The organism is Halomonas sp. JS92-SW72 (genome assembly GCF_003547075.1).
Taxonomy (GTDB): Bacteria; Pseudomonadota; Gammaproteobacteria; order Pseudomonadales; family Halomonadaceae; genus Halomonas; species Halomonas alkalicola.
Map to the genome: position 1 here is coordinate 141,964 of NZ_CP032147.1, position 26,746 is coordinate 168,709.

The following is a 26,746-nucleotide window of genomic DNA, read 5'->3' on the forward strand; positions in this document are numbered from 1 at the left end:
TCAGTTCCCCGCGATTCGGCCATCGTCTTCCTCCATTGCCTCGCGCAGCTCCTCCACGTCGAGCTCGCGATCCCTGAGCAGCCAGGCATCGGTCATGGCCCGGGCCAGGTGGGCGGCGTGGGTGCTGCCGCCCCCGGCGTTCTCGACGATCACCGACACCGCGATCTGGGGGTCCTCGGTGGGCGCGAAGGCCATGAACAGCGCGTGGTCGCGCAGCCGCTCGGCCAGCTCCTCGGCGTTGTAGCGCTGGTCCTGGCCCAGCGAGAAGACCTGGGCGGTGCCGGACTTCCCGGCCATGCGGTACTCGAGCCCGACCCCGGTGCGCCGCGCCGTGCCCTCGTGACCGGTGAGCACCTTCTCCATGCCGGAGAAGACCCGATCCCACCAGGCGTCGTTGGGGATCTCGATGTCCGCGGGCGTGTCGGCGACCCGGGCCGGCACCTCCCGGTCACCGATGCGGCTGGCCAGGCGCGGCTTGACCCAGTCGCCGCGGTTGGCCAGCACTGCGGTGGCGGTGGCCAGCTGCAGCGGGGTAACCTGCCAGTAACCCTGGCCGATGCCGACCGAGAGGGTCTCCCCCGGGTACCAGGGCTGGTTGAAGCGCCCGCGCTTCCAGTCCCGGGAGGGCATCAGCGCCGTGCTCTCGCCGAACACGTCGTGGCCCACCCGCTGTCCGAAGCCGAAGGCGCTCATGTTGTCATGGAGCCGGTCGATGCCCATCTCGTGGGCCAGCGAGTAGTAGTAGGTGTTGTTGGAGACGGCGATGGAGCGCTCCATGTCGACCCGACCGTGCCCCCAGCGCAGCCAGTTGCGGTAGCGACGGGAGTCGTTGGGCAGCTGGTAGAAGCCGGGGTCATGGATCGCCCGATCCGGCGTGATGATCCCCTCGGCCAGCCCGGCCAGGGCCAGGAAGGGCTTGATGGTGGAGCCCGGCGGATAGTGGCCGCGGATGGCCCGGTTGTAGAGCGGCAGGTCGAGGTTCTCCTGCAGCGCCCGATAGGAGGCCACGTCGATGCCGGTGACGAACTGGTTGCTGTCGAACCCCGGCGCCGAGACCATGGCCAGGATCTCGCCGGTCTTCGGCGCGATGGCGACGATGGAGCCGCGGCGGCCGTCGAGCAGCTCATAGGCCAGCTTCTGCATCTTCTTGTCGAGGGTCAGGGTCAGATGCTGGCCCGGCACCGGATCGGTACGCCCCAGTTCGCGCAGTACTCGTCCGCGGGCATTGGTCTCCACCTTGCGCAGCCCCGCCTGGCCATGCAGCTCGTCCTCGTAGAAGCGCTCGACGCCGGTCTTGCCAATGAAGTGGGTGCCGGCGTAGCGGCCGGTATCCAGGGTTGCCAGCTCCTCGGCGTTGATGCGGCCCACATAGCCCAGCGCGTGGGCCATCACCTCGGCATCCGGGTAGTAGCGCAGCAGCTGCGCCTCCACCTCGACGCCGGGCAGCAGGTGGCGGTTGACCGACACCCGGGCGATCTGCTGTTCGTCGAGGTCGCTCATCAGCAGCGCCGGCTGGAAGGGGCGCTGGCGCTGGCGGGAGCGCAGCCGGAACGCCTCGGCCTCCTCGCCGGAGAGCTCGAGCAGCTCCACCAGCAGCCCCAGGGTCGCGTCCAGGTCATCGACCCGTTCGCGCACCAGGGTGAGGTTGTAGGTGGGCCGATTCTCGGCCAGCAGCACGCCGTTGCGGTCGTAGATCAAACCACGGGTGGGGGGAAGCGGCTCCACCCGCACGCGGTTCTTCTCGGAGCGGGTGCTGTAGAGCTCGTGCTGGACCACCTGCAGGTAGGCCAGCCGCCCCATCAGCAGGCCGGTCATGGCGAACACCAGCACGGCGGCGAGCAGCGCACGCACCCGGAAGATGCGCAGCTCCTGCTCGGGGCTCTTGAGGTTGTCGCGATTCTTGCGCATCGCACTCTCGGCCAGGCGGTGGCTCGGTCAGCGGTGGTAGGGGTGGCCCACCATCAGGGTCCAGGCACGGTAGAGCTGCTCGGCGAGCAGGATCCGTACCAGCGGGTGAGGCAGGGTCAGCGGCGACAGCGACCAGCGTTGATCGGCGGCGGCGGAAAGCCCCGGCTCGAGTCCGTCGGGGCCGCCCACCAGCAGCGCCACGTCGTGCCCGTCGAGGCGCCAGGCCTCGGCGTGGGTGGCGAGCTGCTCGGTGCTCCACGGCTTGCCCCCCACCTCCAGGGCCACGACATGCTCGTCACCGCGCAGGCGGGCCCGGATGCGTTCGGCCTCCTGGGCGATGGCACGGGGAATGTCGGCATTCTTGCCGCGCTGGCCGGGAGCGATCTCCTCCACCTCGAGGGCGAAGTCCCGCGGGAGTCGCTTGCGGTACTCCTCGACCCCCTCCGTGACCCAGGCGGGCATGCGGGTGCCCACCGCCAGCAGGCGGACCCTCATGCGCCGGAGGCCTCGCCCTCGCTGCGCTCGGCGTCGCTGGGCAGGTCGGCCCACAGGCGCTCGAGGTCGTAGAGCTGGCGAGTTTCCGGCAGCATCACGTGCACCACCACGTCACCCAGGTCGACCAGCACCCAGTCGGCGCCGTTCTCGCCCTCGACGCCCAGCGGCTGGAGGCCGGCCTCCTTGGCCTTCTGGACCACGTTGCCGGCCAGGGCCGAGACGTGACGGGTAGAGGTGCCGCTGGCGATGACCATCAGGTCGGTCACGCTGGTCAGGTGCGAGACATCCAGCAGGGCGATGTCCTTGGCCTTGAGATCCTCCAGCGCGTCGATCACCAGAGTCTTGAGTGCGTCAGTTTGCATAGGGTCTTCTGTCTGAATGTCGTTGATCCGCCATTGTACCGGGTTGACCGCCCGCTGGCAGCGCCCGTTCCCGGCCTTTCTGCCATCGCCACACGGCTCGGCCTGCCGCCGGCGCCCCTCAACGGTGTGCTTCAGGAAGTCAGCTGCGATAGAGGCCGTGCTCGAGCAGGTGGCGCTCCACCGCCTCGGGCAGCAGGTAGCGCACGCTTCTGCCCTGGGCCAGGCGGCGGCGCACCTCGGTGGCCGAGATCGCCATGCGCGAGGGCAGCGCCAGGCGCAGCAGGCCACCGGCGGGACTCGCCATCAGCGCCTCCACGCCGACCACCTCGCGACCGGCGATCAGCGCGCCCAGGGCCGCCGGCAGCGGCGCCTCGAAGTCGGGGCGGTCGATCACCACCAGGTGGGCCAGGGCGAAGAGCCGCTCGGGCTCGTGCCAGTCGGCCAGGCGCAGGAAGGCGTCGTGGCCCAGCGCCATCACCAGGCGCGCCCCGGGGCCGACCTCCTCGCGCAGCGAGGCCAGGGTGTCGGCGCTGAAGGAGGGACCCGCCCGGTGCAGCTCCCGGGGGTCGGCGACCAGGCCGGGCGTGTCACCGATACCGAGGCGCAGCAGCGCCAGGCGCTGTTCCGGGGAGACCCGCGGCTCGCCGCGCAGCGGCGGCACGCTGGCCGGGATCATGTGGACCCGATCCAGCTCGAGCGCCTCGCGAAGCTCCACGGCGCTGCGCAGGTGACCCAGGTGCACCGGGTCGAAGGTGCCGCCGAGCATGGCGATGCGCGGCACGCGCGGCGGGTCGGCCTCCCCCGCGGGCAGCGGCAGGTGCACGCCCTGGCTCACTGGCGGATCTGGCCGTCGCCCAGCACCACGTACTTGCGGGTGGTCAGCCCCTCGAGGCCCACCGGCCCGCGGGCGTGGAGCTTGTCGGTGGAGATGCCGATCTCGGCGCCCAGGCCATACTCGAAGCCGTCGGCAAAGCGAGTGGAGGCGTTGACCATCACCGAGCTGGAGTCCACCTCGGCCAGGAAGCGCCGCGCCAAGCCGTAGTCGTCGGTGACGATGGCGTCGGTATGGTGGGAGCCGTGGCGCTCGATGTGCTCGATGGCGGCTTCGATGCCCTCCACCACGCGCACCGCCAGCACCGGCGCCAGGTACTCCGTGCCCCAGTCCGCCTCGCTGGCGGCAGCGGCCTCGGGCAGGATCGCCCGGGTGCGCTCGCAGCCGCGCAGCTCCACGCCGTGCTCGGCGTAGGCCGCGGCCAGCCGTGGCAGCAGCCGCTCGGCCACCGGCGCATCCACCAGCAGGGTCTCCATGGTGTTGCAGGTGCCGTAGCGGTGGGTCTTGGCGTTGACGGCGATGGCGAAGGCCTTGTCGAGATCCGCGGTGGCATCCACGTAGACATGGCAGACGCCGTCCAGGTGCTTGATCACCGGCACCCGGGCCTCGCGGGAGATCCGCTCGATCAGCGACTTGCCGCCGCGGGGAATGATCACGTCGACATACTCGGGCATGGCGATCAGGCGACCCACGGCGGCGCGGTCAGTGGTGGCCACCACCTGCACGGCGCCCTCGGGGAGCCCGGCATCGGCCAGGCCATCGCGGAGGCAGGCGGCGATGGCGGCATTGGAGGCGCGCGCCTCGCTGCCGCCGCGCAGGATCGCCGCATTGCCGGACTTGAGGCACAGGCTCGCCGCCTCGACGGTGACGTTGGGCCGCGACTCGTAGATGATACCGATCACACCCAGCGGCACGCGCATCTGCCCCACCTGGATCCCGCTCGGCCGATAGCGCAGGCCGTCGATCTCGCCGACCGGGTCGGGCAGCGCCGCCACCTGGCGGAGCCCCTCGATCATGGCGTCGATGCGCGGCGCCGTGAGCTCCAGGCGGTCGAGCAGCGCGGCGTCGAGCCCGCCGTCACGGCCGCGGGCCATGTCCTCGGCGTTGGCCGCGGCGATCGCCGCGCGCTGCGCCTCGAGGCGCGCCGCGATGGCCAGCAGGGCGGCGTTCTTGGCGCCGCTGGAGGCGCGACGCATGGCGGCCGCGGCCTGGCGGGCCGCCTGGCCGAGCCCGGCCATGTAGGTCTCGACGTCCCGGATCGCCTCGTCGGTGGAGATGACTTGTGCTGACATGCCGAAAGAGGTCTCCTGTGGGCGTGGCCAGAGGGAGCGGCCACGACGTTATACTGGCGCAGCCTGGCCGCGCGAATACGGGAAAGGGAGTCATAGTAAGCCACCATGCAGAGCAAGTACAAAGTCGGCCTGCTGCGCCTCAACCTGCTGCTGGCGGCCCTGCTGCCGGCGCTGATGGCCCCGGCATCGGCGAATCTCACCGAGGCCCTGCTGCTGTGGATGGCCGCCGGCTGGCTGGCCGTCTCGGCCGTGCTGGTGGAGTTCAGCCATCGCCGGCCGCCCCTGGTGCCCTGGCAGCTGCTGCCCAGCCTGCTGCTCACCGCCCTGCTGCTCACCGCCCCCGAGCGCTTTCCGATCTGGCTGTGGGCCTGGGCGGCCCTGGTCATGCTCCCCCAGCCGGCCTGGATGTCCGTCCTCAACCTGCTGCTGGCCGCGCTCTCCTGGGGCTGGCTGGCCCACGCCATGCCGCCGGAACAGGCGGCCTTCTCCGGCGCGGTGCTGGCGGCGCTACTGCTGCTCGGGCTCTCCCGCTCCCGCGATCTGGCGCCGCTGCGCGGCATCGCACGCCGCCGCGCCCACCTGGCGCCCGGCCTGCGCCTCTGGCCGCGCGCCCAGCTGGGCCGCGACCTGCCCCGGGAACGGGCCCGGATCCGCCGCGACGGGGTGCATGGCGAGCTCGTGCTGCTGCGCACGGGTCGCAGACGCTTCTGGCACCAGGCCCAGCGGCTGTGCACCCTGACCCGCAGCTTCGAGCACTGCTATCGGCTCGATGGCCGTACCCTGGCCGCCCTGCTGCTCTCTCCGGATGCCGAGCAGGCCGAGCGCCGGCGCGCCGAACTGCTGGCCGCGCTGGGGCCGATCCAGCGGCTGCGCGCCACGCCGCTCTCGCGGGTCGTCTCGCTGGCCGACGAGTGCCGGGCGCTGGAGCGCCAGACGGAGGCGACGGGCCCGACGCGCGAGGTGGATCATGGCTGAGCTGCAGCACACCCGGCTTCACGCCGGCCTCTATGCCCTCGCCGCCCTGCTGCTGGTCAGTCAGGCGGCCTGGTTCTACCTGATCGGCGACTACGACCGCATCCTGCTCCCCGCGCTGCTCGCCCCACTGCTGATCACCGCCGCCCTGATGCGCCTGGGCCAGCCGGAGACCGCCCGACTCTCGGCCTACCTGGTACTGGTGTGCGGCTATCTGCTGGTGGCCATGGAGCTGCCCACGCACTCCTCCCTCGCCCCCTTCTGGCTGGGCCTGCCTCCGGTGCTGACCCTGCTGCTGCTGCCGCTGGGCCCGGCCATGCTGCTCAACCTCACCCTGACCCCGCTCTGGCTGCTGCTGGGCGAGAACCTGCTCGACCTGGACCTGGTGCTGGGCTACCTGAGCCTGGTAATGGTGGCTGGCCTCGCCCCCTGGGAGATCCTCCACCAGCGCAGCCTGCTCCAGGCCACCGACCCCCTGGACGAGGAGTGCGACGCGATCCGGCGCAGCGCCCTGCATGACCGCCTGCACAGCGAGTGCGAACGCGCCGAGCTGCTCCACCAGCGCCTGGCGGTACTGGTCATCCACCTGCCCCAGCTGGAGATGGCTGGCGAGCAGTTCGGGCCCGGGGCTCGACGCGCCCTGCTCGGGTCCCTCTGCGATACCGTGGCACGCTGCAGCCGGGACCACGACCTGCTGGGCCGCGAGGGCGATGCCGATTTCTGGCTCGTGCTGCCGGACACCAGCGAGAGCGGCGCCCTGCTGGTTCACCAGCGCCTCGAGGAGGCGCTGCATCGCGCGGTGCTGCTGGACACCGGCCCCGTGGAGACGCGCCTGACAGACTGCCATCTGCGCCATGGCGAATCCCCCGGACACTTCATGCAGCGACTGCAGGCCACCGTCCAGCGGCAGGTCAATGGCTGACCTCGCGCCCCGTTCCGACACACCCTGCGGCCACCCACGCCGGCCCCCGACCCACCCGACACGGAGCCTTCCTTGAACCTCGCCGACGCCCTCTACCAGCTGACGCCCTCTCCCACCCTGCTGCTGCTGATCATCGCCACCATCGCCCTGGTCGAATCCCTGGCCCTGGTCGGCCTGCTGGTGCCCGGGGTGGTGCTGATGACCGCCGCCGCCTCCCTGGCCGGCCATCAGGAGCTGGCGCTGCCCGCCATCATGCTGGCGGCCTTCGTCGGGGCGGTGCTCGGCGACTGGGCCAGCTTCTGGCTGGGCTACACCCAGCATGAGCGGGTGGTCCGACTGTGGCCGCTGTCGCGCCACCCGGAGTGGCTCGCCCGGGGGGCGCGCTTCTTCCAGCGCTACGGCACCCTCTCGGTGTTCTTCGGCCGCTTCGTCGGCCCGGTGCGCCCGGTGGTGCCCCTGATCGCCGGGATGCTCAGGATGTCGCCGCGGGCCTTCACCTGGGCCAACCTCGCCTCGGCGGCGCTGTGGGCCCCAGCCTACGTGCTGCCGGGCTATCTGCTGGGGCGCACCTGGCAGCAGCTGCTCGACGTCCCCGAGGGCGCCCAGCCGCTGATCGTGGCCCTGGCCGCCATCCTGGTGGCGCTGATCGTGATCTTCTCCTGGCTGCGCCAGCAGGTGGGCCGCAGCGGGCGACTCTACCGCCTGCTCGCCAGGGTCGCGCGTCGCCACCCGGTGATGCGCCGGCTCTGGCTGTCACAGAGTGCCCGCGCCCGGGGCGAGGTGCCCCTGGCCAGTTGGCTGCTGCTGATCCTGTCGCTGGGAGGCGTCTCGGGCTGGACGCTGATGGTGATGCAGCACGGCGCCGATGGCCCGCTGGTGATGGATGTGCGCCTGCACGCCCTCTTCGGCTATCTGGCGACCCCGTGGCTTGAGACGGCAAGCCAGGCCCTGGCGCGGGTGGGCGACACCTATGGCGTGCTCGCCCTGGTGCTGCCCTGGGGGGGCTGGCTGCTGTGGCGGCGCCGCCTCGACGCCTTCGCCCATATCGGCGGCGGGCTCGGCCTGATCGCCCTGCTCAATACCTGGGGCAAGGCCTTCTTCGATCGCCCACGTCCGGGCACGCCCGACTACCTGACCGGCTCCATGGCCTACCCCAGCGCCCACAGCTCCACGGCGGTGGTGCTGGCCGGGCTCGCCGCCGCCTTCATCGCCCGGGAGCTGCCCCACCGCCAGCGCCACTGGGTCTACTGGGGTGCCATCCTGTTCGCCGTGGTCATGGCGCTGTCGCGGCTGGTGATCGGCGTGCACTGGTTCAGCGACCTGGTGGGCGGCGCCCTGCTGGGTCTGGTCGTCTGCGCGCTGGTCCAGCTCGCCTGGCAGGCCAGGCCGCGGGCCCCGCTTGCTCCCTGCCCCTGGGTCTGGCTCGGCATCGGCTCGCTTGCGCTGGTGGCGGCACGCATCGCCTGGCTGCCGCCGATCTAGGCCAGGGGGCCGGCGCTCAGCCCAGCGCGAGCCACAGGCCGACGCCCACCATCAGCGCGCCGGCGATGCGGTTGAGCAGGCGCACGTTGCCGTCACGGCCGAGGAGACGCCGCAGCCGGCTGCCGCCGGCGGCGTAGAGGGTCAGGCAGAGGAACTCGATGGTCAGGATCATGGCGATCAGCACCGCCAGCTGGCCGCCCAGCGGGCGCGAGGCGTCGAGGAAGGGCGGCAGCAGCGCCACGAAGAAGGCCCACCCCTTGGGATTGGCCACCGCCGTCACGAAGCCCTGCAGGGCCAGCTGGCCGCGGCTCGCCGGCGCGAGCTCGAGCTCTTCCAGCGGAATCGCCATGCGCCCCCGGGAGCGCCACATCATCACCCCCAGGTAGATCAGGTAGGCACCGCCCAGCCACTTGAAGAGCGCGAAGAGTTCCGGCTGGCGCAGCATCAGGGCGGCCACCCCGGCGCCGGCGGCGAGGGCCACCAGCCCCACCCCCACCAGCTCCCCGGCCATCATCCACAGGGTGCGCCGCACCCCCTGGGTCATCCCCAGCACCATGGCCAGGGTCATGCACATGCCGGGGGTGATGGAGACGAAGAGGAAGGTCGGCACGAAGACCGACAGCAGCTTGAGGCTGATCACGGCTCGCCCCAGCGCGGCATCAGGCGGTGCTCGATGCCGAGCTGGTTGAGGATCCGCGCCACGATGAAGTCGACCAGGTCATCGATGGTGCTCGGCTGGTGATAGAAGCCCGGTGCCGCGGGCAGCACCACCGCGCCCAGCCGGGTGAGGTTCAGCATGTGCTCCAGGTGGATGGCCGAGAGCGGCGTCTCGCGCAGCACCAGCACCAGCTGGCGGCGCTCCTTCAGGGCCACGTCGGCGGCGCGTTCGATCAGGTTGTTGCTGGCCCCGGTGGCCACCGCCGAGAGGGTGCCGGTGGAACAGGGGCAGATCACCATGGAGGACGGCGCCCCGGACCCCGAGGCCACCGGCGCCATCCAGTCCTCGCGCCCGAAGCAGCGGATCTGGCCCGGTCGGGCCCCGCTGCGGGCGACCAGCGCCTCGGCCAGACGCTCGGGGCGCGCCGGCAGCTCGACATCGGTCTCGGTGGCGATCACCAGATGCGCCGCCTTGGAGATCATCACCCACACCTCGCGCTCGGCGGCCACCAGCGCCTCGATCAGGCGCAGGCCGTACTGGGCCCCCGAGGCACCGGTGAGCGCCACCGTCACCGGCGGGCCGAAGGGGGATACCGGCCTCTCGCGACTCCGCTCAGCCATGGGCCGCCTCCAGGGCGACCAGCAGTCGCTCATGGATCCCGCCGAAGCCGCCGTTGGACATCACCACGATGCGGTCATAGGGGCGCGCCTCGGCCACCAGCGCCGCCACCAGGACGTCGAGGTCCTGCTCGAGGTGCCCCGGCACCGGACTCGCCGCGATCACCGGGGCGAGCGACCAGTCGAGCCCCGCCGGCTGGAACCAGTAGGCGATGTCCGCGGCGGCCACGCACTCGGCCAGGCGGTCGCGCAGGCTGCCCAGGCGCATGGTGTTGGAGCGCGGCTCGATCACCGCCAGCAGCCGACCGCGGGCGGTGGCGGCGCGCAGGCCGGCGAGGGTCGCGGCGATGGCGGTGGGGTGGTGGGCGAAGTCGTCGATCACCTGAATGCCGGCCACCTCGCCGCGCAGCTCCTGGCGCCGCCGCGGGGTCTCGAAGCGCGACAGCGCCGCCGCGCCCCGGGCCAGATCGACCCCGCAGGCGTGGGCGGCGGCCAGCGCCGCCAGGGCATTCCTGGCGTTGTAGTCGCCGGTCAGCGGCCAGTCCACCACGGCATCCTCGTCGACCCTGTCATCGCCCTCCCCCTGCTGGTGGATCACCCGGAAGCGCGAGGCGTCCTCGCGTTCGAGCTCGTAGCGCCAGGCGCTCGCGGCGTCCCGGCCGAAGCGAGCGACCGGCGTCCAGGCACCCATGGCCAGCACGCGGTCGAGCGCCGGCTCGCCGTCGGCCACCAGCAGCCGCCCGCGGCCCGGGACGGTACGCACCAGGTGGTGGAACTGCCGCTCGATGGCGGCAAGGTCCTCGAAGATATCCGCATGATCGAACTCGAGGTTGCCCAGCACCGCGATCTCGGGGCGGTAGTGGACGAACTTGGAGCGCTTGTCGAAGAAGGCAGTGTCGTACTCGTCGGCCTCCACCACGAAGGGGGCGCCCGGGGCCCCGAGGCGCGCAGAGACGCCGAAGTTGCGCGGCACCCCGCCGATCAGGAAGCCGGGGGCCTGGCCCGCGGACTCCAGCAGCCAGGCGACGAGGCTCGCCGTGGTGGTCTTGCCGTGGGTGCCGGCCACCGCGATCACCCGCCGCCCGGGCAGCACCTGCTGGGCCAGCCACTGGGGGCCGGAGACATAGGGCAGGCCCATGTCGAGCACCGCCTCCACCTCGGGATTGCCCCGGGAGAGCGCATTGCCGATCACCACCAGGTCGGGGCGCGGCGCGAGGTTGGCCGGGGCATAGCCCTCGCAAAGCGCGATGCCCGCCTCCTCGAGCTGGGTGCTCATGGGCGGATAGACCCCCGCATCCGAGCCGCTGACCGTATGGCCAAGCTCCCGGGCCAGCAGCGCCAGGCTGCCCATGAAGGTGCCGCAGATACCGAGGATATGGACGTGCATGCGCTCTCCTGACTACCGACGTGCGCCGCGGCATCCCACCGCGGCAGGGTGTGGCGAGACTAGCATGGCGCCGGGAGCCCCTCCAGCGCCCGGCGACCCCGGACAGAGCTATCGCAGGTGACGAGAGGGAGATAGCGAAAGGCGCCGGGGGCAGGCCGGAGAGGGGGTCCGAGGACCAGGGGTGAGGAGTATTACTCCGAACGGGCTGGCCAAGGATGGCCAGCCCCGGTCCTGCAAGCGGAGCGGGACGCGAGAGCGCCGCAGGGCCGAGGTAGCCTACAAGGACGTACTCGTAGCGCCCCCTCGAGGCCTGTCGCCGGAACAGCCTTGAGCGGCACTGCCATCTGCGACAGCAAGGAGTGCCCCGGATGCAGCCTCGGCCGCTTTCGGCTAGAATCCTCCGACTTTCGTCACCCTATCCCCGACCAGCAGCGACCAGGAGCAGGAACAGCCCCATGGCCCACAATGCCTTCTACGCCCAGTCCGGCGGCGTCACCGCCGTGATCAATGCCAGCGCCTGCGGCGTGATCGAGGCCTGCCGCCGCCACCCGGACCAGATCGGCAAGGTCTATGCCGGCCACAACGGTATCATCGGCGCCCTCACCGAGGACCTGATCGACGTGAGCCGGGAGTCCGACGAGACGATTGCCGCGCTGCGCCACACCCCGGGCGGCGCCTTCGGCTCCTGCCGCTACAAGCTCAAGGACATCGAAAGCCACCGCGCCCAGTACGAGCGGCTGATCGAGGTGTTCCGCGCCCACGACATCCGCTACTTCTTCTATAACGGCGGCGGCGACAGCGCCGACACCTGCCTCAAGGTCTCCCAGCTCTCCGAGAAGCTCGGCTACCCGCTCACCGCCATCCACGTGCCCAAGACCGTGGACAACGACCTGCCGATCACCGACAACTCCCCGGGCTTCGGCAGCGTGGCCAAGTACATCGCCACCTCCACCCTGGAGGCCTCCCTGGATATCGCCTCCATGTGTGCCACCTCCACCAAGGTGTTCGTGCTCGAGGTGATGGGCCGCCACGCCGGCTGGATCGCCGCCGCCGGCGCCCTCGCCGGCAACGGCGAGGGCGAGCCGCCCCACCTGGTGATCTTCCCCGAGGTGGCCTTCGATCGCTCCGCGGTGATGGCCAGGGTCGACGAGGCGGTCAAGAAGTATGGCTACTGCGTGATCGTGGTCTCCGAGGGGGCCCGCTACGAGGACGGCACCTTCCTGGCCGACTCCGGCAACACCGACGCCTTCGGCCACCGCCAGCTCGGCGGCGTGGCCCCCACGCTTGCCGGCATGGTCAAGCAGGACCTGGGCTACAAGTACCACTGGGCGGTGGCCGACTACCTGCAGCGCGCCGCCCGCCACCTGGCCTCGAAGACCGACGTGGAGCAGGCCTACGCGGTGGGCGAGAAGGCGGTGGAGCTGGCGATCGCCGGCAAGAACTCCATGATGCCTGCCATCAAGCGCGTCTCCGACACCCCCTACCGCTGGACCATCGAGCCGGCCCCGCTGGCCGAGGTCGCCAACCGCGAGAAGTTCATGCCCAGGGAGTACATCCGCGAGGATGGCTTCGGCATCACCGAGGCGTGCCGCCAGTACCTGTCGCCGCTGATCCAGGGCGAGGACTTCCCGCCCTTCGAGAACGGCCTGCCCAAGGTGGCCAGGCTGGCGCTGCACCGGGTCGAGCGCAAGCTGCCGGAGTTCAAGCTCTAGCAAGAGCTCAAGCGCCAGAAGCGCCTATCGCAGCAGCCAGGAGAGAATCAGCAGCAGCAGCAGGATGCCGGCCACGCCCTGCCAGAAGTGGCCGGGATCCCGAAACAGCCGCGGCCGGGCGCGCGGGCCGGCGCCATGCGGCTCGGTGGCGAGGGGCTGGCGCAGCGCGCGGCGGAACTCCGACATGCGCCGAAAGCGCAGCGAGCGCTGGGGGTCCAGGGCGCGGCGCAGCGCCTCGTCCAGGGCCGGCGGCACCTCGGGATTGCGGGTGCGCGCGCTGCGGTAGGTCAGCTGCTCGAGGTCGGTGTGGCTGCGCAGGCGATTGGGCGTGAGCTCGTAGGGCAGCTCGCCGGTGAGCAGCCAGTAGACGGTGGACGCATAGGAGTACTGGTCGCTGCGCCGGCCCACCGAATCGTCCAGGGCGTACTCGGGGGCGCTGTGCTCGGTGAGGCCTACCTGGCGCAACAGCTCCCGGGCATCGCGATGCCCCCCTCCCTCCCGGGCCCGACAGGCGCTGAAGTCGGTGAGCACCACCTGACCGTGGGCATCGATCAGCACGTTCCCCGGATAGATCTGCTGGTGCAGGATGTCGCGATGATGCAGTGCCTGGATCGCCTTGCCGAGCTGATTGGCGATGTCCAGGCGCTGCACCAGGCTCGCCTGAGGGTGCCGCCTGGCCCACTCGGTGAGGGTCTCGCCCTCCACGTAGGCCATCAGGTAGTAGAGGTAGCGGCGCGGCCGGGAGGACTCCATGATCCTCACCACGAAGGGCGACTTGACCCGCTCCACCACCCACTGCTGCAGCAGGAAGTGCTCCAGGTAGGCGTTGCGGTTGGAGAGCTCCGGGCTCGGCGCCTTCATCACCATCTCCCGCTCGGTGTGCACGTCCCGCACCCGGTAGACCCGCGACTGGGCGGTGCGCGAGAGCACCGCCTCGACCTGCAGGCCGTCCAGGCGATCCCCCGGCGCGAGCTCCGGCGGAATCGGCAGCTCGCCGTAGGCGCGACCGGGGTGGTCGGGCTGCTCGTCGGGCAGCTCGTCGATGCGAACCAGCTGGAAGCAGAACTGCTCGGCGCCATAGCCGCGGGCCTGGGCCCGCTGCACCGCCGCCTCGGCCAGCCGGTCGCAGGCGGCGTTGAGGTCGCTGACATCCTGGCGGATCAGCTGCACATACTCGGAGGGCATCAGGGTGCCCAGCACCGCCTGGGTGGTGAACAGGAAGATATCGCCCTGCTTGATGGGAAACTGGGCATAGTCGATATCGATGCTGTTATCCATGCCCAGCGCCCGGGAGGGGTAGCGATAGCCGCCGAGGTCGGTGACATGGTCGCGGCTGAGCTGTTCGAACTCGGCGCCGCGCAGGCGAAACACCAGGGTATCGCCCAGGTGGAACAGGTGGGCGATGCGGCCACGATAGACCATGGCCGACAGCGAGGAGACATAGCTGCCCTCGGCCACGCACTGGCTCTGGCTGAAGCACCAGCCGTTGAGGGCGCGCAGCACTCGGGTCGCCGAGGTCTTGACGTCCCAGTGGTCGGGGGTGGAGTAGTAGTCGGCCAGGAAGCCGCGCACACTGAGGTCCCCGGCCTGCTTGGCCATGGAGTTGCGCCGGATGGAGTCGCTGATCACCGCGCAGGCGCCCTTGGCATTGAGCTGCCCGGGCTGCGGAAAGCGCACCGACATGGAGCTGCGGTGATGGCGCCGATCCGGCGCCACGTAGGCCTGGCCGTAACTCAATGACAGCTGCGCAGATCCCAAGAGGCTTCTCCTTGAGCGCCGAGTCGATCTTCCCCAGGGACCCGCGCCGCCCGGATCGGCAGCCGGCGAACCCCGCCGGCGCCCATGATACACTCCCGGCGCCCCCGCGTGGTGTCAACCTAAGCCGCATCCACCCAGGCCGCTGCCTCCGCGGGCTAGCTCGGCACCTATGTCGCATTGGTAATCCCGGTGCCCGCTCCGTATAATTTCGCGGATTTTTCGCTCAGCAATTGACCAGGCTGATCTCCAACCCAAGGAAGCGACGATGAACTTCGACAACATCCCTGCCGGCAAGGACCTCCCCAACGACGTCTACGTGGCGATCGAGATCCCGGCCAACCATGCGCCGATCAAGTACGAGATCGACAAGGACATGGGAGCCCTGCTGGTCGACCGCTTCATGGCCACCCCCATGTTCTACCCGGCCAACTACGGTTTCATCCCGCACACCCTCGCCGACGACGGCGATGCGCTGGACGCCCTGGTGGTCACCCCCTACCCGGTCCAGCCCGGCGCCATCATCCGCGCCCGTCCGGTGGGCGTGCTCAACATGACCGACGAGGCCGGCGAGGACGCCAAGCTGGTCTGCGTGCCCCACGCCAAGCTCTCCAGCCTCTACGATGAGGTCCAGGAAGTGACCGACCTGCCCGAGCTGCTGCGCCAGCAGATCGCCCACTTCTTCGAGAACTACAAGGATCTCGAGAAGGGCAAGTGGGTCAAGGTGGAGTCCTGGGAAGGCGCCGAGGCCGCCCGCAAGGCCATCGAGAAGGCCGTGGCCGCCTACGAGAAGGCCTGATCCTTCCAACTGGCACCCGGCCAGACCCAGCAGGGCCGCCCGATAGGGCGGCCCTGCTGCATTCAGGGGCGCGAGCGGCTCACTCCTCCGGCGCGGCCAGCCCCTCGGGGGGCGGCTCGACAAGCTCCTCCTCGAGGCGCTCCACCTCCACCACCGGTGGCTCCACGGGCTCCGCCTCCTCCCCCTCCTCGGGGATCGACGCGGTGGCTTCTGCCGGCGCCGCCAGGGCCGCAGGCGGTTCGGCCAGACGCTCGGCCAGCTGGGCGGCGAGATCCCGCGCCCGCGTCATGTGCAGCGCCATCACCAGGGAGTGATTGGCGAACAGCCCGAAGCCGGAACCGTTGAGCACCACCGGGCTCCACAGCCGCCGCTGGGTCATGGAGAGCTCCGCCAGCAGGCGCTCCCACTCGGCCTCGGCGCCGCTCTCGGCCAGCACGTCGGCCTGGTCGCGCTGCACGCCCTCGAGCAGCTGGGCCAGGGCCCAGCCGGTACCGCGGGCCTCAAAGAAGATGTCATCGACCCGGTGCCAGGGGGTCCGCGGCGGCAGCGATTCGGTCTCCACGGCAAGCTCGGTCAGCGCCTCGTGGCTGCCGACGCTGGCCGCCAGGCGCAGGGCGAGGTCATCCAGGCGCGCCGCGCTGCGCTCCAGCCACTCGCCCAGGCCCTGGCCGGGCACGAAACCGTCCCGGTCGGCGCCCAGCTCGCCGAGCTGGGCATCCAGAGCCGCGACGGCCTGCTCGAGGCGCTGCTCGGTGGTGGGGTAGAACCAGTCGCGGTCATCCCCCTCGAGCCGCTCGCGAGCCTCCTCGAGGGGGTCGCTGCGCTCCGCCGCCATTCCGGGCAGGGCGCGGGCCAGGTCTCGGGAGACCTCCAGCACACCGAGCTCCCAGTTGGGCATGTTGTCCAGCCAGACGCCCGGCGGGGCGATGTCGTTGCGCAGGTAGCCGCCGGGCTTGTCGAGCAGCGTCGCCACCGTCTCGGCCAGGGTCGCCACCGTCACCGTGCCCCGCGCCGCCGGCGCATAGGCGGCCTCGCCGCGGCGCTCGAGGGTCGCCTGCTCCACGTCGAAGGGGGCCGGCGGCTGGCTCCACCAGATCCCCAGTGCGATGGTGACCAAGAAGTAGAGCCCCGCCAGTGCCACCAGCGGCTTCCAGATCCAGCCATAGCGGGGGCGCTCCAGCGCCTCCTCCTTCCTGCGGCGCCGGGCGGCGCGCCAGCTTTTCCAGGCCATGTCGTGATAATCCCTGTCTAATGAACGTAGGTCCGCGCGATGCGACAATGGGGCGCAGACGACGCAGGACGCGGCACGCCGACTGCCGCGTGCTTCTGCGCTATCCTAGCACCACTGCGAACTCCAGCGCCCCGGCCGCCATCGCGGGGAACCGCGCCGCCGGCCATGGGTCTCTAGTCCGAGTTCGCCCCGACACCCGCAAGGATAAGGATGCCCGACATGATCGCCAGACGCCTCGCCCCGCTGCTCCTGATGATGCTGCTGCCGCTGGCCGCCCAGGCGCAGTGGTTCTCCTCCTCCAGCTCCCAGCAGTTCCTGCCGGTGCTGGAGGCGTTCCAGCCCCAGGCCTGGCACGACGGCGAGACCCTCTACGTGGGGGTCGAAGTCACCCCCGAGCACTACCTCTACCGCCACCAGCTGGCGGTGACGTCCGACGCCGTGACCCTGGGCGAGCCGGAGATTCCCCAGGGGGAGTTCACCAGCGACGAATTCATGGGCGATGTCTACGTCTTCCGCGACACCATGCTGCTCGAGGTGCCCCTCGAGGAGGGGGTCAGCGGCCCCTTCCCGCTCGCCTTCACCTTCCAGGGCTGCGCCGATGCCGGCCTCTGCTACCCGCCGGAGCGCGTCTCCCTGGAGGCGCCGGAGCGCGCCGCGCCGGCGGCCTTCGCCGCTCTGGTGGGCGGCAACGGCAGCAGCGCGGGGGGTACGGGTGACGGGTCCGCCACGCCCACCGGCCCCGCCGCCCCCCAGAGCGATGACGGCCGCTTCCAGCGCCTGATGGCCGAGGCCAGCCTGCCGCTGGTGCTCGGGCTCTTCTTCCTGGCCGGCCTGGGGCTGACCTTTACCCCCTGTGTGCTGCCCATGGTGCCGATCCTCTCCTCGATCATCGTCGGCCAGAACCCCGGGCGTCCCCGCGCCTTCGTGCTCTCGCTGAGCTACGTGGCCGGGATGGCGCTCACCTACGCCGCCGTGGGCGTACTGATGGGCCTGTTCGGTGCCGGCCTCAACCTGCAGGCCCGGCTGCAGTCGGCACCGGTGCTGATCACCTTTGCGGTGCTCTTCGCCCTCTTCGCCCTGGCCATGTTCGGCGCCTTCGAGCTGCGCACCTCGCCGCGCCTGAGTTCGCGGATCGATGCCTGGCAGGCCCGCGCCCAGCAGAGCGGCCCGGGCGGCCTGGCCCTGGCCGGGGCGCTGTCGGTGCTGGTGGTCTCCCCCTGCGTCTCCGCGCCGCTGGCCGGCGCCCTGGTGTTCATCTCCACCACCGGCGACGCCATGCTGGGCGGCGCGGCGCTACTCGCCCTGGGGCTCGGCATGGGGGTACCGCTGCTGCTGGTAGGCACCTTCGGCACCACCCTGCTGCCGCGCAGCGGCGCCTGGATGAACGGCGTCAAGATCGCCTTCGGCATCCTGCTGCTGGGGGTGGCCATCTGGCTGGTGGAGCGCCTGCTGCCCTCGGCGGTGGCACTGCTGCTGTGGGCGGGCCTGGCCATCGGCAGCGCCCTGGCGTTGGGGGCCATGTCGGTCAACCTGCCCCAGGGCTGGCCGCGGGTGCGCCAGGCCGCCGGCATGCTGCTGCTGGCCTGGGGCCTGGCCCTGGTGCTGGGGGCCGCCAGCGGCGCCCATGACCCGCTGCGCCCCCTGGCCAATCTGGGCGGTGGTGGTGGCGGCGCGGCAGCGGTGGAGCCGGCCGAGGTCACCACCGTCGAAGGGCTCGATGAGCTGCAGCAGGCGCTGGCCTCGGTAGGCGACGCCCGCCCGGTCTTCGTCCACTTCACCGCCGACTGGTGCATCTCCTGCAAGCAGATGGAGCGTCAGGTCTACCCCGATCCCCGCGTTGCCGAGCCGCTCGCCGCCTTCGCCCGCATCAACGTCGATGTGACCGACTCGGGCAGCGCCTCCCGGGAGCTGCTCGACCACTTCGGGCTGTTCGGCCCGCCCAGCCTGCTCTTCTTCCACGGCAAGGAGGAGCTGCGCGAGGCACGCATCCAGGGCGAGATGCGTGCCCCGGGGCTGGCCTCCCATCTCCAGGGGGTGCTCGACTGGCTGAACGGCCAGACGAGCTGACCCTGCCGTCGACGGCCGGTCGCGAACGTCGTCAAACAGCCGTTTAAATCCGCGGTTCGAACGGCGTTCTGCGCGCTACTGGACTTCCCCGTGGATTTTCGGCAAACTCCGGCGTCATCCCTTTTTCAAGGCCATTAGAGCGGTAAGAGACGCCATCTTGCCGCGATCTATGGCAAGTTGGTCCGGGTTGACAGCGCCACCGGGCCAGCCCTCATTCACTGCACCCAAGCGATCGGGACAACGTCATGGATATCCGCAAGGTCAAGAAGCTGATCGAGCTGCTCGAAGAGTCCAACATCAGCGAAATCGAGATCCAGGAGGGTGAGGAGTCGGTGCGCATCAGCCGCCATCCCAACGGCGCGAGCTGGCAGCCCATCATGCCCCAGGGCTATGCCGCACCGACCCAGCCCGCTCCCCAGGCCCCGGCGGCGGCCCCGGCCGATGCCGATGAAGGCCCCGGCTATCAGGGCCAGGCCATCACCTCCCCCATGGTGGGCACCTTCTATCGCAGCCCGGCTCCGGGCAGCAAGCCCTTCATCGAGGTGGGCTCCAGCGTCAAGAAGGGCGACACCGTGTGCATCGTCGAGGCCATGAAGATGATGAACCAGATCGAGGCCGACCGCGACGGCGTGGTCGAGGCGATCCTGGTCGATGACGGCGAGCCGGTGGAGTTCGACCAGCCGCTGATCGTGCTCGGCTGACGTCGCCGCACCTCTTCATTCACCTGACACTGGCGGATTCATCATGCTGGACAAGGTACTCATCGCCAATCGCGGCGAGATCGCCCTGCGTATCCTGCGCGCCTGCAAGGAGCTGGGCATCAAGACGGTGGCGGTCCACTCCAAGGCCGACCGCGAGCTGATGCACGTGCGCCTGGCCGACGAGGCCGTCTGCATTGGCCCGGCCGCCTCGGCCCAGTCCTATCTCAACATCCCGGCGCTGATCAGCGCCGCGGAGGTCACCGATTCCAGCGCCATCCACCCCGGCTACGGCTTCCTCTCCGAGAACGCCAACTTCGCCGAGCAGGTCGAGCGCTCCGGCTTCGCCTTCATCGGCCCCCGGGCGGAGACCATCCGCCTGATGGGCGACAAGGTCAGCGCCATCGAATCGATGAAGAAGGCCGGTGTGCCCACGGTGCCGGGCTCCGACGGTCCGCTGCCGGAGGATGACGAGGGCGAGATCGTCGCCGTTGCCCGGCGCATCGGCTACCCGGTGATCATCAAGGCGGCCGCCGGCGGCGGTGGTCGTGGCATGCGCGTGGTGCACACCGAGGCCCATCTGCTCTCCGCGGTGACCGTGACCCGCACCGAGGCCCACGCGGCCTTCGGCGACGGCACCGTCTACATGGAGAAGTTCCTCGAGAATCCTCGCCACGTGGAGGTGCAGGTGCTGGCCGACGGCCAGGGCAACGCCATTCACCTCTATGACCGCGACTGCTCCCTGCAGCGCCGCCACCAGAAGGTGATCGAGGAGGCCCCGGCCCCCATGCTCGACCCGAAGGCCCGCGCCGACGTGCTCGAGGCATGCCGCCAGGCGTGCATCACCATCGGCTACCGCGGCGCCGGTACCTTCGAGTTCCTCTACGAGGACGGCCAGTTCTTCTTCATCGAGATGAATACCCGGGTGCAGGTCGAACACCCCGTCACCGAGATGGTGACCGGTGTGGATATCGTCCGCGAGCAGCTGCGCATCGCCTCCGGCCTGCCGCTGTCGATCACTCAGGAGGAGGTCAAGCTCTCGGGCCACGCCTTCGAGTGCCGGATCAACGCCGAGGATGCCCGCACCTTCATGCCCTCCCCCGGCAAGGTGACCCTCTACCACCCGCCGGGTGGCCTCGGGGTGCGCATGGACTCCCACGTCTACACCGGCTACACGGTGCCGCCCCACTACGACTCCCTGATCGGCAAGCTGATCACCTGGGGGGCCGACCGCGAGACCGCGCTGACCCGCATGCGGGTCGCCCTGGACGAGCTGCTGGTGGAGGGCATCAAGACCAACACCGACCTGCACAAGGACCTGGTGCGCGACGGCTACTTCCAGCAGGGTGGGGTCAATATCCACTACCTGGAGAAGAAGCTGGGGATGTGACGCTCCCCGGCGACTTCCGCGGGGCGGCCTCGGCCGCCCCGCTTGCGTTGCCCTCTCTCCTTTCCACATCACGGAACACCGCCATGCCCTGGCTGCAACTCAAGGCCCATATTCCCCCCGAGCAGGCCGAGACCCTCGAGGAGCTGCTGCTCAACGAGGGCGCCACCGCCATCACCCTGCAGGATGCCCACGACGACCCCGTCTTCGAGCCCGAGCGCGGCAGCACCCCGCTGTGGAACGAGACGGTGCTCACCGGCCTCTACGACGACCTGGAGGGCGTCGAGGCCATGCTCGACCGGGTGCGCCAGGCCTGGGCCGCCGAGCTCCCCGAGGAGCCCTGCCCCGAGATCGAGGTGGAACTGCTGGCCGACCGCGACTGGGAGCGGGAGTGGATGGACGACTTCCAGCCCATGCAGATGGGCGAGCGGCTGTGGATCGTGCCAAGCTGGCACGAGCCGCCGGAGCCCGGCGCCGTCAACCTGCACCTGGACCCGGGGCTCGCCTTCGGCACCGGCACCCACCCCACCACGGCGCTCTGCCTGGCCTGGCTCGACGGCCTGGCGGTGGCCGATAGCCTCCACGGCCGGGCGGTCCTGGACATCGGCACCGGCTCGGGGATCCTCGCCATCGCCGCGCTCAGGCTCGGCGCGGCCAGCGCCATCGGCACCGACATCGACCCCCAGGCGCTGCAGGCCAGCCGCGACAACGCCGAGCGCAACGCCATCGACGAGGGCCGCTTCCGGCTCTGCTACCCCGAACAGCTCGACGACGCCGAGACCTTCCCCATCGTGGTGGCCAATATCCTCGCCGGCCCACTGGTGGCGCTGGCGCCGATGATCGCTGGCCACGTCGCCCCCGGGGGGCGCCTGGCGCTCTCCGGCATCCTCGCGGGCCAGGCCGAGGAGGTCCTCGAGGCCTATCGCGCCCAGGGCCTGGCCATGGACGAGCCGGTCACCAGCGACGGCTGGGTGCGGCTTACCGGGCGGCGGGCGCGCTAGACGCGACCCTTCGCCACTTCACCCCATCCGACCGGGGGCGTATGATATGCCCCCCTCATGCCATCACCGTCCGACACCATGCCCGACACCCGCCCGTCCCTGCCCCGCATCGGTGACCACGCCCTGCCCAACCGGCTGATCCTGGCGCCGATGGCCGGCGTCACCGATCGCCCCTTCCGCCAGCTCTGCCGGCGGCTGGGCGCGGGGCTGGTGGTGGGCGAGATGGTCACCTCGGATCCGAGCCTGTGGCATACCCGCAAGTCGCGCCTGCGCATGGACCACCGCGGTGAGCCCGGCCCCCGTGCCGTGCAGATCGCCGGCGGCGATGCCGAGATGCTCGCCGAGGCGGCGCGGCTGAATGCCGAGATGGGCGCCGAGATCATCGACATCAACATGGGCTGCCCGGCCAAGAAGGTGTGCAACAAGGCCGCCGGCTCCGCGCTGCTGCGCGACGAGGCGCTGGTGGCCGAGATCCTCGACACGGTGGTGGCGGCGGTACGGGTGCCGGTGACCCTCAAGATCCGCACCGGCTGGTGCGCCGAGAGCAACAACGGGGTGCGCATCGCGCGGCTGGCCGAGGCCGCCGGCATCCAGGCCCTCTCCGTGCACGGCCGCCACCGCCAGCAGCGCTTCACCGGCCAGGCCGAGTACGACACCATCGCCGAGATCAAGGCGGCGGTGGGCATTCCCGTCTTCGCCAACGGCGATATCGACTCGCCGGAGAAGGCCGCCGCCGTCCTCGACTATACTGGGGCGGATGCGGTGATGGTGGGTCGCGGCGCCCAGGGCAACCCCTGGATCTTTCGCGAGATCGACCACTACCTCCGCCATGGGGAGCGCCTGGCGCCCCCGGCCGACGAGGAGCGCGCCGCGGTGCTGCGCGATCATCTCACGGCCCTTCACGACTTTTACGGCGAGCACATGGGCGTGCGCATCGCGCGCAAGCACGTCGGCTGGTACCTGGCCGGCGACACCCGCCTCACGGCGGAGAGACAGCGCGACTACAAGGCCATCTTCAACGGCCTTCAGAGCGCCGCCGCCCAGCATCGCTTCATCGACGACTGCTTTCGTCACGCCCCCCTCGAGGCCGCCGCGCCCAAGCGGGAGGGCATGACGTCGAAAGGAACACGAGCCGCATGACCAGCCAAGCCTTTCCCCCGAACCCCGAGCTGTCTGGACATGGCCAGGAACTCAACGGGCTGGAGGGCCAACGCCCCCAGGCGCTCGACGAGTCCGTCGGCCAGCGCCCGCTGCGCGAGGCGGTGGACCTCGCCATGCGCCGCTACTTCGCCCACCTGGACGGCGGCGAGGTCACCGGGCTCTACGCCATGGTGATGGCCGAGGTGGAAGCCCCGCTGATGGCCGCCGTGCTCGACCACACCCAGGGCAACCAGACCCGCGCCGCCGAGATGCTCGGCCTCAACCGCGGCACCCTGCGCAAGAAGCTCAAGCAGTACGACCTGATCTGACCCATTCACGAAGGGAGCCGCTGGCTCCCTTCGGCATGTCATGCCCATGCCGCCCCGATTGTTCGTCCCACCCGTCAGCAGAGAGTGACCCCCATGGCCCAAGCCTCCCCCACCCCGGTTCGCCGCGCCCTGATCAGCGTCTCGGACAAGACCGGCATCGTCGACTTTGCCCGCGGCCTGTCCGAGCGCGGCGTCGAGCTGTTCTCCACCGGCGGCACCTTCCGCCTGCTCCAGGAGAACGGCATCGCCGTCACCGAGGTGTCCGAGCACACCGGCTTCCCCGAGATCATGGACGGTCGCGTCAAGACCCTGCACCCGAAGATCCACGGCGGCATCCTCGGCCGCCGCGGCCAGGACGATGCGGTGATGGCCGAGCACGGCATCGCTCCCATCGACATGGTGGTGGTCAACCTCTACCCCTTCGCCCAGACCGTGGCGAAGCCGGACTGCACCCTCACGGATGCCATCGAGAACATCGACATCGGCGGCCCCACCATGGTGCGCGCCTGCGCCAAGAACCACGCCCATACCACCATCGTGGTGGACGCCGGCGATTATGCCCGGGTGCTGGCGGAGATCGCCGCCCAGGACGGCGCGGTGAGTGACGCCACCCGCTTCGATCTCGCCGTGAAGGCCTTCGAGCACACCGCCGGCTACGACGCCGCCATCGCCGACTACCTCGGCCAGCGGGTGCCCGGCGGCGAGGATGGCTTCCCGCGCACCTACAACCTGCAGTTCGAGAAGAAGCAGACCATGCGCTACGGCGAGAACCCGCACCAGAGCGCGGCCTTCTACGTCGAGGCAGGGGCCAGCGAGGCCAGCGTCGCCACCGCCACCCAGCTGCAGGGCAAGGAGCTCTCCTTCAACAACGTCGCCGATACCGATGCCGCCTTCGAGTGCGTCAAGGCCTTCACCGACACCGCCTGCGTCATCGTCAAGCACGCCAACCCCTGCGGCGTGGCGGTGGGCGCCACCGCGCTCGAGGCCTACGACAAGGCCTTCGCCACCGACCCCACCAGCGCCTTCGGCGGCATCATCGCCTTCAACGTGCCACTGGACGCCGCGACCGCCCGCGCCATCATCGACCGCCAGTTCGTCGAGGTGATCATCGCCCCCGGGGTCGCCGAGGACGCCCTGCCCATCGTCGCCGAGAAACAGAACGTGCGCCTGCTCGACGTCGGTGCCCACTGGCCGGGCGAGCGCGAGCACGCCCACGACTTCAAGCGCGTCACCGGCGGCCTGCTGGTCCAGGACCGCGACCTCGGCATGGTCGGCCGCGACGAGCTCACCGTGGTCAGCGAGCGGGTGCCCACCGAGCAGGAGCTGCGCGACCTGGCCTTCGCCTGGAAGGTGGCCAAGTACGTCAAGTCCAACGCCATCGTCTACGCCAAGGATGGCCAGACCATCGGCGTGGGCGCCGGCCAGATGAGCCGCGTCTACTCGGCCCGCATCGCCGGCATCAAGGCCGCCGACGAGGGCCTCTCGGTGCCCGGCTCGGTGATGGCCTCTGACGCCTTCTTCCCCTTCCGCGACGGCATCGACGCCGCGGCGGCGGCCGGCATCACCGCGGTGATCCAGCCGGGCGGCTCCATGCGCGACCAGGAGGTGATCGACGCCGCCAACGAGGCGGGTATCGCCATGGTCTTCACCGGCATGCGCCACTTCCGCCACTGACGCCTGCTATCTGACGAAAAAGCCCGCGACCATGTCGCGGGCTTTTTGCTTCCAGAACGGCTGATCAGCCAAGATCGATGCAGAGGTACTTGGTCTCCAGAAACTCCTCCAGCCCCTGGTGGCCGCCCTCGCGGCCGAGGCCGGACGCCTTGACCCCACCGAAGGGGGCGGCGGCGTTGGAGATCAGCCCGGTATTGATGCCCACCATGCCGTACTCCAGGGCGTCGGCGACGCGCCACACGCGGCCCAGGTCGCGGGAGTAGAAGTAGGCGGCGAGGCCGTACTCGGTGTCGTTGGCCATCTCGACGGCGCTCTCCTCGTCGTCGAAGGGGAACACCGCGGCCAGGGGACCGAAGGTCTCCTCGTGGGCCACCTTCATGCTGGAGGTGGCGAAGCTGACCAGGGTCGGGGTGAAGAAGTTGCCGCCCAGCGGGTGGGGATGGCCGCCCATCAGCAGCTCGGCGCCCTTGTCCACGGCGTCCTGGATGTGCTCGCTGACCTTGGCCACCGCCTTGTCGTCGATCAGCGGGCCGATGTTGATGCCCTCCTGGGTGCCGTCGCCCACCTTGAGCTCGCTGTGCATGGCCACGGCGAGCTTCTCGCAGAAGGCGTTGACCACGCTGGACTGCACCAGGAAGCGGTTGGTGCAGACGCAGGTCTGGCCGGCGTTGCGGAACTTGGCGGCCATGGCCCCCTCCACCGCGGCGTCCAGGTCGGCGTCCTCGAAGACGATGAAGGGGGCGTTGCCGCCCAGCTCCAGGGAGATCTTCTGGATGTGCCGGGCGGCGTTGGCCATCAGCTCGCGGCCCACCTCGGTGGAGCCGGTGAAGGTGATCTTGCGCACCAGCGGGGATTCGGTCATGGCGGCGGCGATCTCGCCGGCGCGGCCCGGCACCACGTTGAAGACGCCGCGGGGCACACCGGCGCGCTCGGCCAGCAGCGCCAGCGCCGTGGCCGAGAACGGCGTCTGGCTGGCCGGCTTGACCACGATGGTGCAGCCGGCGGCCAGCGCCGCGCCCGCCTTGCGGGTGATCATCGCCGAGGGGAAGTTCCACGGCGTGATGGCGCCGACCACCCCCACCGGCTGCTTGGTGACCACGATGCGCTGGTTGGCCTTGGCGGCGGGAATGGTCTCGCCGTAGATGCGCCGCGCCTCCTCGGCGAACCAGCGCAGGAAGCTCGCCGCATAGGCGATCTCGCCGGCGGCCTCCTTGAGCGGCTTGCCCTGCTCGAAGGTCATGATCATGGCCAAATCGTCCTGGTGCTCGAGCATCAGGTCGTGCCACTTCATCAGGATATCGGCGCGCTCCAGGGCGGTCAGCGCCTTCCAGGCCGGCAGAGCGGCATGGGCGGCCTCGATGGCGCGCTCGGTCTCGACGCGACCCAGGCGCGGCACGTCACCCATGGGCTCGCCGGTGGCCGGATTGAGCACCTGGATCTGCTCGCCGCTGTCGGCGGCGACCCAGCTGCCGTCGATATAGGCGAAGGGACAGTAGAGCTGCGTTTCCTTGAGGGCTTCCATGGGCATCTCCTGAGGGCAAGGCGGTGTTGTTGTAACAAAATTGTTGTAGAGAACGGCAGGGCGCGGCCGGCTGACAGGCTAGCGCCTAGGATACGGGACCGCGGCGGGGGGGCGCCACGTCTGTGGCCGAGTTTGTCAACGCTCGTCGGCGACCGGCTCGGACGGAGCGCGCCCCTCATCGGGCATCTGCTGCGCTTCGTCCGGCACCATGTACTCGGCCGGCGGCACCGACGGAGTCGGCTCCAGCATGGCGGTGAGCACGGCGAGGATCAGCACCAGGGCGATGGCGAGCCAGCAGAAGGGGCGGCCGATGTAGCGCTCGGGCTCGCGGCGGATCTGGCGCAGGCCGAGCAGCGCCATCACCGCGGCGGCCAGGTTGAGGGGCAGCAGCGCCCCCTGCAGCAGCAGGGCCAGCAGGGCCGAGACGATGGCGGCCATGGCCCAGGGGGCGTAGCGGCGCCGGGGGGAAACGGGGGTCGGGGTGTCGCCTTCCAAGGTCACTCC

At 70.5% G+C, this 26,746-nt stretch carries 24 protein-coding genes; 12 read left to right on the top strand and 12 right to left on the bottom strand.

The window, feature by feature from the left end:
- The 5 genes from mrdA to D1793_RS00635 all read right to left on the bottom strand — a co-directional run bounded on the left by mrdA (position 1) and on the right by D1793_RS00635 (position 4,889).
- Complete coding sequence (gene mrdA, locus D1793_RS00615; RefSeq protein WP_119020428.1) at positions 1-1,908, bottom strand: penicillin-binding protein 2; 1,908 nt, start codon at positions 1,906-1,908, stop codon at positions 1-3.
- Positions 1,909-1,935: 27 nt separating this feature from the next.
- On the bottom strand, positions 1,936-2,403 hold the full coding sequence (rlmH, locus tag D1793_RS00620; RefSeq protein WP_119020429.1) for a 23S rRNA (pseudouridine(1915)-N(3))-methyltransferase RlmH: 468 nt from the start codon (positions 2,401-2,403) through the stop codon (positions 1,936-1,938).
- Positions 2,400-2,765, bottom strand: a complete 366-nt coding sequence (gene rsfS, locus D1793_RS00625) for a ribosome silencing factor (protein WP_119020430.1) — start codon at positions 2,763-2,765, stop codon at positions 2,400-2,402. Before rsfS ends, rlmH begins: the two co-directional genes overlap by 4 nt.
- Before the next feature lie 139 nt (positions 2,766-2,904).
- Positions 2,905-3,531, bottom strand: a complete 627-nt coding sequence (gene nadD / locus D1793_RS00630; protein ID WP_119023522.1) for a nicotinate-nucleotide adenylyltransferase — start codon at positions 3,529-3,531, stop codon at positions 2,905-2,907.
- 65 nt (positions 3,532-3,596) lie between these two features.
- Positions 3,597-4,889, bottom strand: coding sequence for a glutamate-5-semialdehyde dehydrogenase (locus D1793_RS00635; RefSeq protein WP_119020431.1), 1,293 nt, complete (start codon positions 4,887-4,889; stop codon positions 3,597-3,599).
- A 105-nt stretch (positions 4,890-4,994) separates the two neighbouring features.
- On the opposite strand from D1793_RS00635, the gene D1793_RS00640 reads away from it, so the two are divergent.
- The 3 genes from D1793_RS00640 to D1793_RS00650 all read left to right on the top strand — a co-directional run bounded on the left by D1793_RS00640 (position 4,995) and on the right by D1793_RS00650 (position 8,265).
- Positions 4,995-5,864, top strand: coding sequence for a hypothetical protein (locus D1793_RS00640; RefSeq protein ID WP_119020432.1), 870 nt, complete (start codon positions 4,995-4,997; stop codon positions 5,862-5,864).
- Positions 5,857-6,783, top strand: coding sequence for a diguanylate cyclase (locus D1793_RS00645; RefSeq protein ID WP_119020433.1), 927 nt, complete (start codon positions 5,857-5,859; stop codon positions 6,781-6,783). The genes D1793_RS00640 and D1793_RS00645 overlap by 8 nt, the downstream gene beginning before the upstream one ends.
- A 72-nt stretch (positions 6,784-6,855) precedes the next feature.
- A complete protein-coding gene (locus tag D1793_RS00650) occupies positions 6,856-8,265 on the top strand; it encodes a bifunctional DedA family/phosphatase PAP2 family protein (RefSeq protein WP_119020434.1) in 1,410 nt (469 codons plus the stop codon).
- Between the two features lie 16 nt (positions 8,266-8,281).
- Here D1793_RS00650 and D1793_RS00655 read toward each other — a convergent pair whose 3' ends face one another.
- The 3 genes from D1793_RS00655 to mpl are packed head-to-tail and all read right to left on the bottom strand — an operon-like array spanning position 8,282 to position 10,927.
- On the bottom strand, positions 8,282-8,905 hold the full coding sequence (locus D1793_RS00655; RefSeq protein ID WP_205527602.1) for a LysE family translocator: 624 nt from the start codon (positions 8,903-8,905) through the stop codon (positions 8,282-8,284).
- Positions 8,902-9,543, bottom strand: coding sequence for a flavin prenyltransferase UbiX (locus D1793_RS00660; RefSeq protein ID WP_119020435.1), 642 nt, complete (start codon positions 9,541-9,543; stop codon positions 8,902-8,904). Before D1793_RS00660 ends, D1793_RS00655 begins: the two co-directional genes overlap by 4 nt.
- Positions 9,536-10,927 (bottom strand): UDP-N-acetylmuramate:L-alanyl-gamma-D-glutamyl-meso-diaminopimelate ligase, encoded by a 1,392-nt coding sequence (mpl, locus tag D1793_RS00665; RefSeq protein WP_119020436.1) that lies wholly within the window; start codon positions 10,925-10,927, stop codon positions 9,536-9,538. The genes D1793_RS00660 and mpl overlap by 8 nt, the downstream gene beginning before the upstream one ends.
- Before the next feature lie 455 nt (positions 10,928-11,382).
- On the opposite strand from mpl, the gene D1793_RS00670 reads away from it, so the two are divergent.
- Positions 11,383-12,639 carry a 6-phosphofructokinase gene (locus D1793_RS00670; protein ID WP_119020437.1) on the top strand — a complete coding sequence of 419 codons (1,257 nt, stop codon included), beginning with the start codon at positions 11,383-11,385 and terminating at the stop codon, positions 12,637-12,639.
- A gap of 24 nt (positions 12,640-12,663) precedes the next feature.
- Here D1793_RS00670 and D1793_RS00675 read toward each other — a convergent pair whose 3' ends face one another.
- On the bottom strand, positions 12,664-14,397 hold the full coding sequence (locus tag D1793_RS00675; RefSeq protein WP_119020438.1) for a bifunctional protein-serine/threonine kinase/phosphatase: 1,734 nt from the start codon (positions 14,395-14,397) through the stop codon (positions 12,664-12,666).
- A 265-nt stretch (positions 14,398-14,662) separates the two neighbouring features.
- Between D1793_RS00675 and ppa the strand changes: the two genes are divergently transcribed.
- A complete protein-coding gene (gene ppa / locus D1793_RS00680; RefSeq protein ID WP_110069714.1) occupies positions 14,663-15,193 on the top strand; it encodes an inorganic diphosphatase in 531 nt (176 codons plus the stop codon).
- Between the two features lie 79 nt (positions 15,194-15,272).
- On the opposite strand, the gene D1793_RS00685 is transcribed toward ppa, so the two are convergent.
- Positions 15,273-16,424, bottom strand: a complete 1,152-nt coding sequence (locus D1793_RS00685) for a DUF2333 family protein (protein ID WP_205527603.1) — start codon at positions 16,422-16,424, stop codon at positions 15,273-15,275.
- Positions 16,425-16,643: 219 nt separating this feature from the next.
- Between D1793_RS00685 and dsbD the strand changes: the two genes are divergently transcribed.
- The 7 genes from dsbD to purH all read left to right on the top strand — a co-directional run bounded on the left by dsbD (position 16,644) and on the right by purH (position 24,720).
- Positions 16,644-18,491, top strand: coding sequence for a protein-disulfide reductase DsbD (dsbD, locus tag D1793_RS00690; protein WP_119020439.1), 1,848 nt, complete (start codon positions 16,644-16,646; stop codon positions 18,489-18,491).
- Between the two features lie 245 nt (positions 18,492-18,736).
- Entirely contained in the window at positions 18,737-19,192 is a 456-nt protein-coding gene (accB, locus tag D1793_RS00695) for an acetyl-CoA carboxylase biotin carboxyl carrier protein (RefSeq protein ID WP_119020440.1), read from the top strand.
- Positions 19,193-19,235: 43 nt separating this feature from the next.
- A complete protein-coding gene (gene accC, locus D1793_RS00700) occupies positions 19,236-20,579 on the top strand; it encodes an acetyl-CoA carboxylase biotin carboxylase subunit (protein ID WP_119020441.1) in 1,344 nt (447 codons plus the stop codon).
- A gap of 83 nt (positions 20,580-20,662) precedes the next feature.
- Positions 20,663-21,577 (top strand): 50S ribosomal protein L11 methyltransferase, encoded by a 915-nt coding sequence (gene prmA / locus D1793_RS00705; RefSeq protein WP_119020442.1) that lies wholly within the window; start codon positions 20,663-20,665, stop codon positions 21,575-21,577.
- Positions 21,578-21,655: 78 nt separating this feature from the next.
- Positions 21,656-22,717: a tRNA dihydrouridine synthase DusB gene (dusB, locus tag D1793_RS00710; protein WP_119020443.1), complete on the top strand. Its 1,062-nt coding sequence runs from the start codon at positions 21,656-21,658 to the stop codon at positions 22,715-22,717.
- Entirely contained in the window at positions 22,714-23,046 is a 333-nt protein-coding gene (gene fis / locus D1793_RS00715; RefSeq protein ID WP_119020444.1) for a DNA-binding transcriptional regulator Fis, read from the top strand. Before dusB ends, fis begins: the two co-directional genes overlap by 4 nt.
- Before the next feature lie 93 nt (positions 23,047-23,139).
- Complete coding sequence (gene purH / locus D1793_RS00720; protein ID WP_119020445.1) at positions 23,140-24,720, top strand: bifunctional phosphoribosylaminoimidazolecarboxamide formyltransferase/IMP cyclohydrolase; 1,581 nt, start codon at positions 23,140-23,142, stop codon at positions 24,718-24,720.
- A gap of 64 nt (positions 24,721-24,784) precedes the next feature.
- On the opposite strand, the gene D1793_RS00725 is transcribed toward purH, so the two are convergent.
- Positions 24,785-26,242, bottom strand: coding sequence for an NAD-dependent succinate-semialdehyde dehydrogenase (locus D1793_RS00725; protein ID WP_119020446.1), 1,458 nt, complete (start codon positions 26,240-26,242; stop codon positions 24,785-24,787).
- A 135-nt stretch (positions 26,243-26,377) separates the two neighbouring features.
- Entirely contained in the window at positions 26,378-26,737 is a 360-nt protein-coding gene (locus D1793_RS00730) for a hypothetical protein (RefSeq protein ID WP_119020447.1), read from the bottom strand.
- Between the last annotated feature and the right edge of the window lie 9 nt (positions 26,738-26,746).

Excerpts from the sequence above, each read along its gene's own strand:
- mrdA (WP_119020428.1), bottom strand. The coding sequence starts at position 1,908 with ATGCGCAAGAATCGCGACAACCTCAAGAGCCCCGAGCAGGAGCTGCGC.
- rlmH (WP_119020429.1), bottom strand. The coding sequence starts at position 2,403 with ATGAGGGTCCGCCTGCTGGCGGTGGGCACCCGCATGCCCGCCTGGGTC.
- rsfS (WP_119020430.1), bottom strand. The coding sequence starts at position 2,765 with ATGCAAACTGACGCACTCAAGACTCTGGTGATCGACGCGCTGGAGGAT.
- nadD (WP_119023522.1), bottom strand. The coding sequence starts at position 3,531 with ATGCTCGGCGGCACCTTCGACCCGGTGCACCTGGGTCACCTGCGCAGC.
- D1793_RS00635 (WP_119020431.1), bottom strand. The coding sequence starts at position 4,889 with ATGTCAGCACAAGTCATCTCCACCGACGAGGCGATCCGGGACGTCGAG.
- D1793_RS00640 (WP_119020432.1), top strand. The coding sequence starts at position 4,995 with ATGCAGAGCAAGTACAAAGTCGGCCTGCTGCGCCTCAACCTGCTGCTG.
- D1793_RS00645 (WP_119020433.1), top strand. The coding sequence starts at position 5,857 with ATGGCTGAGCTGCAGCACACCCGGCTTCACGCCGGCCTCTATGCCCTC.
- D1793_RS00660 (WP_119020435.1), bottom strand. The coding sequence starts at position 9,543 with ATGGCTGAGCGGAGTCGCGAGAGGCCGGTATCCCCCTTCGGCCCGCCG.
- mpl (WP_119020436.1), bottom strand. The coding sequence starts at position 10,927 with ATGCACGTCCATATCCTCGGTATCTGCGGCACCTTCATGGGCAGCCTG.
- D1793_RS00670 (WP_119020437.1), top strand. The coding sequence starts at position 11,383 with ATGGCCCACAATGCCTTCTACGCCCAGTCCGGCGGCGTCACCGCCGTG.
- ppa (WP_110069714.1), top strand. The coding sequence starts at position 14,663 with ATGAACTTCGACAACATCCCTGCCGGCAAGGACCTCCCCAACGACGTC.
- D1793_RS00685 (WP_205527603.1), bottom strand. The coding sequence starts at position 16,424 with ATGGCCTGGAAAAGCTGGCGCGCCGCCCGGCGCCGCAGGAAGGAGGAG.
- dsbD (WP_119020439.1), top strand. The coding sequence starts at position 16,644 with ATGATCGCCAGACGCCTCGCCCCGCTGCTCCTGATGATGCTGCTGCCG.
- accB (WP_119020440.1), top strand. The coding sequence starts at position 18,737 with ATGGATATCCGCAAGGTCAAGAAGCTGATCGAGCTGCTCGAAGAGTCC.
- accC (WP_119020441.1), top strand. The coding sequence starts at position 19,236 with ATGCTGGACAAGGTACTCATCGCCAATCGCGGCGAGATCGCCCTGCGT.
- prmA (WP_119020442.1), top strand. The coding sequence starts at position 20,663 with ATGCCCTGGCTGCAACTCAAGGCCCATATTCCCCCCGAGCAGGCCGAG.
- dusB (WP_119020443.1), top strand. The coding sequence starts at position 21,656 with ATGCCCGACACCCGCCCGTCCCTGCCCCGCATCGGTGACCACGCCCTG.
- fis (WP_119020444.1), top strand. The coding sequence starts at position 22,714 with ATGACCAGCCAAGCCTTTCCCCCGAACCCCGAGCTGTCTGGACATGGC.
- purH (WP_119020445.1), top strand. The coding sequence starts at position 23,140 with ATGGCCCAAGCCTCCCCCACCCCGGTTCGCCGCGCCCTGATCAGCGTC.
- D1793_RS00725 (WP_119020446.1), bottom strand. The coding sequence starts at position 26,242 with ATGGAAGCCCTCAAGGAAACGCAGCTCTACTGTCCCTTCGCCTATATC.